The organism is Streptomyces sp. FH025 (genome assembly GCF_017427025.1).
Lineage (GTDB): Bacteria > Actinomycetota > Actinomycetes > Streptomycetales > Streptomycetaceae > Kitasatospora.
On record NZ_JAFLNG010000281.1, the window covers coordinates 1 to 9,419 of the forward strand.

The window sequence follows — 9,419 nt, forward strand, 5'->3', positions numbered from 1 at the left end:
GGTCCTGGTCTTCCCGGCCCCCGACCGACCGGGTTCCGTGGACGTCTACCTGCGCCCCGTCGACTGTGGCCCGGTCCTCCTCCACCGGACCGTCCCCAGCCACTGAGCAGCCCCTTTCCCAGCCGTTCCGGGCCCGTTCCCATGCGATCGACGACGAGGACGCCACGACGCTCCCGGACTTCGGGCACCTGGTACTGATCCGCCTGGGAATGCGAGACACTGGTCAGTCGTTGTCCCGGGCGGCGGAGCAGGACCGCCCTCCCCGCAGCAAACGCGGGTCGCGATGCGAACCAGGAGAAGCAGTGAGCGACGTCCGTAACGTGATCATCATCGGCTCCGGCCCGGCCGGGTACACGGCTGCGCTCTACACGGCCCGTGCCTCCCTCAAGCCGCTGGTCTTCGAAGGCGCCGTCACCGCCGGTGGCGCCCTGATGAACACCACCGAGGTCGAGAACTTCCCGGGCTTCCGGGACGGCATCATGGGCCCCGAGCTGATGGACAACATGCGGGCCCAGGCCGAGCGCTTCGGCGCCGAGCTGGTTCCGGACGACATCGTCGCGGTCGACCTCACCGGTGACATCAAGACCGTCACCGACTCCGAGGGCAACGTGCACAAGGCCCGCGCCGTGATCGTCACCACCGGCTCCCAGCACCGCAAGCTCGGCCTGCCGAACGAGGACAAGCTCTCCGGCCGCGGCGTCTCCTGGTGCGCCACGTGCGACGGCTTCTTCTTCCGCGACCAGGACATCGCGGTGGTCGGCGGCGGCGACACGGCCCTGGAGGAGGCGACCTTCCTCTCCCGCTTCGCCAAGAGCGTCACGATCATCCACCGCCGGGACACCCTGCGCGCCTCCAAGGCGATGCAGGAGCGCGCCTTCGCCGACCCGAAGATCCGCTTCGAGTGGGACAGCGCGGTCGAGACCATCCACGGTGACCCGAAGCTCTCCGGCGTCACCCTGCGCGACACCACCACCGGCGAGACCCGCGAGCTGGCCGTCACCGGCCTGTTCATCGCGATCGGCCACGACCCGCGCACCGACCTGTTCAAGGGCCAGCTGGACCTGGACGCCGAGGGCTACCTCAAGGTCCAGTCCCCCTCGACCCGGACCAACGTCGAGGGCGTGTTCGGCGCCGGCGACGTCGTGGACCACACCTACCGCCAGGCCATCACCGCCTCCGGCACCGGCTGCTCCGCCGCGCTGGACGCCGAGCGCTACCTGGCCGCGCTGGACGACCTGGAGGCCAAGGCCGCCGCCGTGGCGGTCTGACCCCCACGCCACCGACCGACCCCCGGCGGGGGTGTTCCACGTGAAACGCCCCCGCCCCGGCCAGGCAGAAACAGAACGGGCCCGCCCGTTGTTCTCCTGGCAGCAGCCCCCTCCGTCCGAACCCGAGGAGTTCCCGTGGCCGGCGCCACCACCACCGTCACCGACGCGACGTTCAAGGCCGACGTCCTGGAGAGCGAGAAGCCCGTACTGGTCGACTTCTGGGCCACCTGGTGCGGCCCGTGCCGCCAGGTCGCCCCGATCCTGGAGGAGATCGCGGCCGAGCACGGCGACAAGCTGACCATCGCCAAGCTCGACGTGGACGTCAACCAGCAGACCGCCGCTGAGTACAACGTCATCTCGATCCCGACCCTGATCCTCTACAAGGGCGGCCAGCCGGTGAAGTCCATCACCGGTGCCCGTCCGAAGGCCGCGCTGCTGCGCGAGCTGGACGGCCTGATCTAGGTCTCCCGGTCACCGACCGAACGGCGGCGGGGCTCCCCACACCGGGGAGTCCCGCCGCCGTCGTCTTCCCCGTGAAACCCCTCCACGGAGCGCTCCTAGAACGGACGCAGGGCGGGCTCCTTGCGCCCGCCGCCGAGCAGCCGCTCCAGCGCCCCCTCCACGTCCCCCCGCCAGGACAGCGTGGTGCGCGCCTCCAGCCGCAGCCTCGGGTACCGGTGGTGCGGCCGTACGGTCTTGAAGCCGACCGCGAGCAGGTGGTCGGCGGGCAGCACACAGCTGGTCGGCACCGGGCCCACCGAGCCGAAGGCCTCGATCGCCCGCACCCCTCGCCCGAGCAGGTCCTTGGCCACCGTCTGCACCAGCACCCGCCCGATCCCCTGGCGCTGGTAGCCCGGCAGCACCCGGCTGACCATCAGTTGAACGGCGTCCGCCGAGACGGGACTGGTCGGAAAGGACTGCGAGCGGGGGACGTAGGCGGGCGGCGCGTAGAGCACGAAGCCCGCGGGCTGGTCGTCCACGTACGCGATCCGGCCGCAGGACCCCCACTCCAGCAGCACCGCGGAGATCCACCCCTCCTTCTCCAGCTCCGGCTTCCCGGACTCCACCGCCTCCTTCGCACTGACCGGGTCCAGCTCCCAGAACACACAGGAGCGGCAGCCCGTCGGCAGGTCATCGAGGTTGTCCAGCGTCAGCGGAGCGATCCGGCGTCCCATGGCCCGTACCTCCTCCTCCCTTTCACGGTCGAGCATTCCCCCACGAACGCCGATGGGTGCATGTTTCACGTGAAACAGCGCTCACGCGGAACATGCACCCATCGGGTCGTCGCCCTCGGCTCAACCGGGCTCAGCCCTGCGACAGCCGCAGACCGTCCTCGCCCGGAGCCATGCTGTCCAGGATCCGGTTGAGGTCCTCCACCGAACCGAACTCCAGCACCACCTTGCCCTTGCCCAGCTTGCCGGCGCGCTGCGACACCTCGACCTTGACCCGGGTGTCGAAGCGGTCCGAGAGCCGGCTCGCCAGGTCGTTGAAGGCCGGGGAGTTCAGCTTGCCCGCCTTCGGCGCCTGGCGCTTGGGCTTCCGCTCCTCCTCCGGACGCATCAGCATGACGATCTCCTCGACGCTGCGCACCGAGAGTCCTTCGGCGATGATCCGCGCGGCCAGCTGCTCCTGGGCCTCGGCGTCCTGGACCCCGAGCAGCGCCCGCGCGTGCCCGGCCATCAGCGTTCCGGCCACCAGCCGGCGCTGGACCGACGCCGGCAGCTTCATCAGCCGCAAGGTGTTGGAGACGTGCGTGCGCGAGCGGCCGATCCGGTCCGCCAGCTCCTCGTGGGTGCAGGAGAAGTCCCGCAGCAGCTGGTCGTAGGCGGCGGCCTCCTCCAGCGGGTTCAACTCGGCCCGGTGCAGGTTCTCGAGGAGGGCGTCCAGCAGCAGCTTGTCGTCCTCGGTGGCCCGGACGATCGCGGGGATCCGCTCCAGCCCGGCCTCCCGGGAGGCCCGCCAACGGCGCTCCCCCATGATCAGCTCGAAGCGCTCGGCTCCGACCTGGCGGACCACGATCGGCTGGAGCAGACCGACCTCCTTGATGGAGTTGATCAGCTCGACCAGCTTGTCCTCGTCGAACACCTCACGCGGCTGGCGCGGGTTGGGGGTGATCGCGTCCAGCGGCAGCTCGGCGAAGAAGGCACCGGCCACCGGCACCGACAGCGACCGCTCGGCCTGCTTCTCCGCGGCGGCCCGGGCCGCCACCGTCCCGCGACCGGTCGGCAGCGTCGGCACCGAGGCCGGCGATGTCGTCCCGGTCGCCACCACCGAGGCCGGTGCGGGCGCGGCCTTGGCGGACTGTTCCGCCGCCCCGCCGTCCACCGGCGCGGCAGGGCGGATCAGCGCCTCAAGCCCTCGTCCCAGACCCCTGCGACCACTCACCGATTACCCTCCGTCGTACCGTGCTGTGCCACCGGGGCTCCGTACCCCTGTTGTCCGCCCCGTTGCTGGCCCACCAGCGAACCGCCCTGGACCACCGCGCGCTGCGCGAGCTCGCGGGCGGCCTCCAGGTAGGAGAGCGCCCCGGTCGAACCCGGGTCGTAGGTGAGCACCGTCTGCCCGTAGCTGGGCGCCTCCGAGATGCGTACCGAGCGCGGGATCGCCGTGCTCAGCACCTCCTGCTGGAAGTGGGTTCGGACCTCCTCGGCGACCTGGGCGGCCAGCCGGGTCCGGGCGTCGTACATGGTGAGCAGGATGGTCGAGACGTGCAGCGCGGGGTTGAGGTGCGCCCGCACCAGCTCGACGTTGCGCAGCAGCTGGCCGAGGCCCTCCAGCGCGTAGTACTCGCACTGGATCGGGATCAGCACCTCCTGACCGGCCACCAGGGCATTGACCGTCAGCAGACCCAGCGAGGGCGGACAGTCGATCAGGATGTAGTCCAGCGGCTGCTCGTAGGCGGCGATGGCGCGCTGCAGCCGGCTCTCCCGGGCCACCAGCGAGACCAGCTCGATCTCGGCGCCGGCCAGGTCGATGGTGGCGGGGACGCAGAACAGCCCCTCGACGTCCACGACCGGCTGGACCACGTCGGCCATGGGCTTGCCCTCGACCAGGACGTCGTAGATGGACGGCACCTCGGCGTGGTGGTCGATCCCGAGGGCGGTGGAGGCGTTGCCCTGCGGGTCGAGGTCGACCACCAGGACGCGCAGTCCGTGCATGGCGAGCGAGGCGGCCATGTTCACGGTGGTGGTGGTCTTGCCCACCCCGCCCTTCTGGTTGGCGACCACGATCACCCGGGTGGCGGCGGGCCGGGGCAGGCCCTCCCCCGCTCGGCCGATCGCCCTGACCGCAGCCTGGGCAGCCCGTGCGATGGGCGTGTCATCGATCTGGTCGATGGTCTCCGAGTCCTGCATGGAGGTCAGTGTTTCACGTGAAACCGGAGCGGCAACAGTCGCCGCCCGGTCACGACGAAGGATCCCGGCGAGCAAGGAGCGACGTTTCACGTGAAACACCATGCCCGCTATGCCGGAAATCTGACGTTGCGACACTCCGGTGTTCTGGGGGCACCTCCCGGCCGGAGGCTGGGGGAGTCGGCCGGACCGTCACCTGGAAGACGACGGGCGGTCGGCTCCCCCGTTCCCGGAGGGCCGACCGCCCGTTCTCGTACCTGTCCGGCGTCACTCCGGACTGGAGGCCCTGGCTTCAGCGGCTGCGGCGCCGTCCGCCCCGTCCCCGCTCCCCGCCGCCGCGGGCGTTCGCGTTGCGGCCGGCCCGGGCCATCTTGGCCCGCCGGGTCGCAGCCTTCACCCCGCCCGGGCTCTCCCCCGCCTTGACCTGGACCACCCGGGTCGAGGTCTCCAGGGTGCCCTCACCGACCGAGATCACGGACCACTCGACCGCGCCCAGCTTGGCCAGCCCGGCCCGGGACTCGGCCAGCTCCTGCTCGGCGCTGTCCCCCTTCAGCGCCAGCATCTGCCCGTGCGGACGCAGCAGCGGCAGCCCCCAGCCGGCCAGCCGCTCCAGCGGCGCCACCGCCCGGGCGGTCACCACGTCCACCGCGAGCTTGCCGACCATCTCCTCGGCACGACCGCGCAGCACCGTGACGTTCTCCAGCCCCAGCTCCCGGACGACCTCCTCCAGGAAGGTGGTCCGCCGCAGCAGCGGCTCCAGCAGGGTCACCGAGACGTCCGGCCGGGCCAGTGCCACCGGGATGCCGGGCAGGCCGGCACCGGAGCCGACGTCGCACAGCGTGGAGTTGGCCGGCAGCAGCTCGGCCAGCACCGCGCAGTTGAGGACGTGGCGGTCCCACAGCCGGGGCACCTCCCGCGGGCCGATCAGCCCGCGCCGGACGCCCGCGGTGGCCAGCAGTTCGGTGTAGCGGACCGCGGCGTCGAAGCGGTCGCCGAAGACCTCCCGGGCCACGGCCGGCGCCTCGGCCAGCATGTCCGGTTCGGGTGCCTCGGGCACCTCGGTCGCCCGCCCCTCAGCGGCCGGGTTCACGTCCGCCCCCGGACGGCCGGCGGCCGCGCTCTCCGTGTCCATCTCGACCTCTCCGATCCCCGGATCCACCGACCCGCTCAACCCACTGTTTCACGTGAAACGTCCCCCGCCGGGGCCCGGCCCCGCGGAAGGGACGACGACCCCGCCCGCACGAGGCGGACGGGGTCGCGTCCGGTGAAGCTCACCGGCCACCGCGGTGGCCGGTCATCGTGCTGCCGGCCTCAGGCCGGGAGCACGACCACGCACCGCTGGGGCTCCTCGCCCTCGGACTCGCTGCGCAGACCGGCGGCCGCGACCGCGTCGTGCACGACCTTGCGCTCGAAGGGCGTCATCGGCCGCAGCTTGACCTGCTCGCCGGTGCTCTTCGCCTGCTCCGCGGCCTTGGCGCCCAGCGCGGCCAGCTCGGACCGCTTGCGGGCCCGGAAGCCGGCAATGTCCAGCATGAGGCGGCTGCGCTCGCCGGTCTCCCGGTGGACAGCCAACCGGGTCAGCTCCTGCAGGGCCTCCAGCACCTCGCCGTCCTGGCCGACCAGGCGCTGCAGCGCGCGGTCGTTGCCGTCGCTGACGATGGAGACCAGGGCGCGGTCGCCCTCGACGTCCATGTCGATGTCACCGTCGAGGTCCGCGATGTCGAGCAGACCCTCCAGGTAGTCCGCCGCGATGTCGCCCTCCTGCTCCAGGCGGGCGATGAGGCTCTCGTCGGCGCTGGCGGCGGCCTCGGCCTCGACGGCGGAGGTGGTGCCTTCCGTCACTGATGGACTCCTTCGGAGTTGGGCCCGTCTGGCGGGCCGGGAACGAAGCTCTTCGGGGCTGCCGCAACAGGCCAGGGGCCGGTCAGGACTTCCTCTTCGGCCGCTGGCCGCCACCGCGCTTGGGCTGCTGCCGGGTGGCCTGCTTGGCGCCGCCGGTCTTGGCCGCGCTCTGCTTGGCCTCCGCCGGCTTCGTGCCGGACTCGGACGGGGCGGTGTCGGCGGGCTGCTCCGCCGGGGTCTCCTCGCTCGGCTCGGCGGTCTGCGGCTGCGTGGCACCACCCTGCTGGCGCTGGGCCTTGCTCTGCCGACGGGGCTGCTGGCGGCGCGCCTGCACCGACTCCTCGACCGCGGCGACCGCGGAGGCCTCGGCGTCGAGGGCCGACTTCGACGGGGGCAGCATGCCCCAGAGCGCGCCCTTGATCTCGGTGCCGTCCGCGCGCAGTCGGCCGGCCTTCTTCAGCCGGGCCTGGCGCTCCTGGAAGGCCTTGCTGCCCGGGGTCGGGTTGTTGTGGATGACGACGAGCTGCTGGCCCATCGACCAGACGTTGGTGGTCAGCCAGTAGACCAGGACACCGACCGGGAAGTTGATGCCCATCACGGCGAACATGACCGGGAAGACGTACATCAGCATCTTCTGCTGCTGCATGAACGGCGTCTTCACCGTGAGGTCGACGTTCTTGGTCATCAGCTGGCGCTGGGTGACGAACTGCGACAGCGACATCATGATGATCATCACCGCGGTGACGATCTTGACGCTGGTCTCGCCGCTGCTGACGAAGGTCGCGGACAGCGGAGCACCGAAGATGTGCGCCTTGCCGGCGCTCACCAGCAGGGCGCCGTGGATGACGCCGATGTCCTCGCCCTTGGCGACCTTGGCGAGCACACCGTAGAGGGCGGTGAAGAACGGAGCCTGCACGATGATGGGAAGGCAGCTGGAGAACGGGTTGGTACCCGCCTCCTTGTACAGCTTCATCATCTCTTCGGACTGGCGCTGCCGGTCGTTCTTGTAGCGCTCCTGGATGGCCTTCATCTTCGGCTGGATCGCCTGCATGGCCCGGGTCGCCTTGATCTGCTTCACGAAGAGCGGGATCAGGCAGATCCGGATGACGACCACCATCGAGGCGATGGACAGACCCCAGGCCCAGCCACCGTCCGGGTTGAAGATATGGCTGTACAGCGAGTGGAACTGGACGATGATCCAGGACACCGCTGTGTAGAGGGGACTCAGAAAACCGAAGGTCACCGGTCAGACTCCTTGGGCATCGGGCTTCGCCACCGGCTCCGGCTCGGCGGTCCCGCTCTTGGGGCTCAGCAGATCGCGCAGCCGGCGGTGCCACACCGGATGCTTGCGCGGCGGGACATGATCGACCCCGCCGGGCGTCCACGGATTGCAGCGCAGGATGCGCCACACGGTCAGTCCACCGCCCTTGACCGCCCCGTGCACCTTCACGGCCTCGTAGCCGTAGTGCGAACAGGAGGGGTAATAACGGCAGACCGGACCGAGCAGTGGGCTGATGGTCCACTGGTAAACCCTGATCAGACCCATCAGCAGGTACTTCATGGCCCTGCTCCCGTCGGCGCCGTGGCGGCGGGCTCGGCCCTCAGCAACCGCTTCAGCGCCGCGTCCAGGTCACGTTCGAGCTCCTGGTACGAGGCGGTGGCGGCCTGGGGCAGCGCACGCACCACTATCAGGCTACCGGCGGGCAGCCTGGACAGACGATCACGAACGAGATGGCGCAACCGGCGCTTGACCAGGTTGCGAACGACCGCCGGGCCAACGGCCTTGCTCACGACGAAACCCGCACGCGCCGAAGGAGTCCCCTCGGCGACGTGCGGGCGGGAGTCGCTGGTCCGGTCGGTCTGCCCCTGCGGGTCACCGTCTCTGCTGAGATGGACGACCAGAAGGGGCCGGCCGGCCCGGCGACCGCGTTTCACCGCGGTCGCGAAGTCCTGGCGCCGCCGCAGCCGATTCTCGGAGGGCAGCACAACAGACTCTGGTGCGGATCAGGCGGACAGGCTGGCGCGGCCCTTGCCACGGCGGGCGGCCAGGATGGCGCGGCCGGCGCGGGTACGCATACGCAGCCGGAAGCCGTGGGTCTTCGCGCGACGACGGTTGTTCGGCTGGAAGGTGCGCTTGCTCACTCGGGGGCTCCTGAGGTGAATCGTAGGATGACGGGGAGTCGCTTGGCCGTCACCGTGCGTCCGCGTGATCTCCCCTGATTTCGGAAATCCGGCCCATCGCCCCAGTTCGGCTGGGGTCTGAGGCAATCCACGGCGCCCGTGCTGCGCGCCTTATGGAGCGGGCGGACCCGCGGACATGCGGCAGCGGCCATCGACAACTCGACCTGGTTACGGTACGCGGGACGGGGCACGAGGGTCAAACCAGCCGTCCGTGAGGCCGCTTACCCACAGCCTGTGGACAACGACTTGATCCGACCCTGTTCGCTGACTACCGTTGCAGGACTTGTCTGGTTTTGTTCTTGGAAAGCGTGCACCAGTGGCTGATGTCAACAGCGACCTCGTCCCGGTCTGGGCGAGAGTCGTCGAGCGGCTGGTCAGCGACCCCGACATCGGGGAGATGGACAAGCAGTGGGTGCAGCGCACCCAGCCGATGTGGATGATGCACGACACCGCCCTGCTGGCGACCCCCAACGAGCGGGCCAAGCAGGTGCTGGAGGGCCGGCTGCTGCCGCAGCTGACCGACGCCCTCAGCCGCGAGCTCAGCCGACCGGTGCGGATCGCCGTGATGGTCGACGCCAACGCCGTGCCGACCACCCCCGCGCCCCAGGCCCCCGTCGAGCCCTACCCCGGCCCGTCCGAGGAGGACTCCGGCGGCTACGGCGACCAGGACTACCAGCAGCAGCCGTACGGGCAGGACTACGAGCGCCCCCGCTACGACACCGGCGGCTACGAGCAGCGCCCCGCACCCTACGGCGGCCAGCCGGCCCAGCCCTGGCCC

At 70.7% G+C, this 9,419-nt stretch carries 11 protein-coding genes and 1 pseudogene; 3 read left to right on the forward strand and 9 right to left on the reverse strand.

Annotation, left to right across the window (positions count from 1 at the left end):
* The first annotated feature begins 302 nt into the window (after positions 1 to 302).
* Both trxB and trxA read left to right on the forward strand, forming a co-directional pair.
* Entirely contained in the window at positions 303 to 1,268 is a 966-nt protein-coding gene (gene trxB / locus J0670_RS20290) for a thioredoxin-disulfide reductase (protein ID WP_207813053.1), read from the forward strand.
* 135 nt (positions 1,269 to 1,403) lie between these two features.
* Complete coding sequence (gene trxA / locus J0670_RS20295; RefSeq protein ID WP_207813054.1) at positions 1,404 to 1,730, forward strand: thioredoxin; 327 nt, start codon at positions 1,404 to 1,406, stop codon at positions 1,728 to 1,730.
* 95 nt (positions 1,731 to 1,825) lie between these two features.
* Here trxA and J0670_RS20300 read toward each other — a convergent pair whose 3' ends face one another.
* The 9 genes from J0670_RS20300 to rpmH all read right to left on the reverse strand — a co-directional run bounded on the left by J0670_RS20300 (position 1,826) and on the right by rpmH (position 8,602).
* Positions 1,826 to 2,443, reverse strand: coding sequence for a GNAT family N-acetyltransferase (locus J0670_RS20300; protein WP_207813055.1), 618 nt, complete (start codon positions 2,441 to 2,443; stop codon positions 1,826 to 1,828).
* A gap of 130 nt (positions 2,444 to 2,573) precedes the next feature.
* Complete coding sequence (locus J0670_RS20305; protein ID WP_207813056.1) at positions 2,574 to 3,653, reverse strand: ParB/RepB/Spo0J family partition protein; 1,080 nt, start codon at positions 3,651 to 3,653, stop codon at positions 2,574 to 2,576.
* Positions 3,650 to 4,594: a ParA family protein gene (locus J0670_RS20310; protein WP_307806606.1), complete on the reverse strand. Its 945-nt coding sequence runs from the start codon at positions 4,592 to 4,594 to the stop codon at positions 3,650 to 3,652. Before J0670_RS20310 ends, J0670_RS20305 begins: the two co-directional genes overlap by 4 nt.
* A gap of 316 nt (positions 4,595 to 4,910) precedes the next feature.
* Entirely contained in the window at positions 4,911 to 5,651 is a 741-nt protein-coding gene (gene rsmG, locus J0670_RS20315) for a 16S rRNA (guanine(527)-N(7))-methyltransferase RsmG (RefSeq protein WP_207813061.1), read from the reverse strand.
* Between the two features lie 278 nt (positions 5,652 to 5,929).
* Positions 5,930 to 6,460 (reverse strand): R3H domain-containing nucleic acid-binding protein, encoded by a 531-nt coding sequence (locus J0670_RS20320; protein WP_196949546.1) that lies wholly within the window; start codon positions 6,458 to 6,460, stop codon positions 5,930 to 5,932.
* 82 nt (positions 6,461 to 6,542) lie between these two features.
* On the reverse strand, positions 6,543 to 7,703 hold the full coding sequence (yidC, locus tag J0670_RS20325) for a membrane protein insertase YidC (RefSeq protein WP_207813058.1): 1,161 nt from the start codon (positions 7,701 to 7,703) through the stop codon (positions 6,543 to 6,545).
* Between the two features lie 3 nt (positions 7,704 to 7,706).
* Positions 7,707 to 8,021: a membrane protein insertion efficiency factor YidD gene (yidD, locus tag J0670_RS20330; RefSeq protein ID WP_207813059.1), complete on the reverse strand. Its 315-nt coding sequence runs from the start codon at positions 8,019 to 8,021 to the stop codon at positions 7,707 to 7,709.
* Positions 8,018 to 8,446: a ribonuclease P protein component gene (rnpA, locus tag J0670_RS20335; RefSeq protein ID WP_207813060.1), complete on the reverse strand. Its 429-nt coding sequence runs from the start codon at positions 8,444 to 8,446 to the stop codon at positions 8,018 to 8,020. Before rnpA ends, yidD begins: the two co-directional genes overlap by 4 nt.
* An 18-nt stretch (positions 8,447 to 8,464) precedes the next feature.
* Positions 8,465 to 8,602, reverse strand: coding sequence for a 50S ribosomal protein L34 (rpmH, locus tag J0670_RS20340; RefSeq protein ID WP_030059672.1), 138 nt, complete (start codon positions 8,600 to 8,602; stop codon positions 8,465 to 8,467).
* 355 nt (positions 8,603 to 8,957) lie between these two features.
* Between rpmH and J0670_RS20345 the strand changes: the two are divergent.
* Positions 8,958 to 9,419: pseudogene (locus tag J0670_RS20345) on the forward strand (chromosomal replication initiator DnaA); the annotation flags it as partial.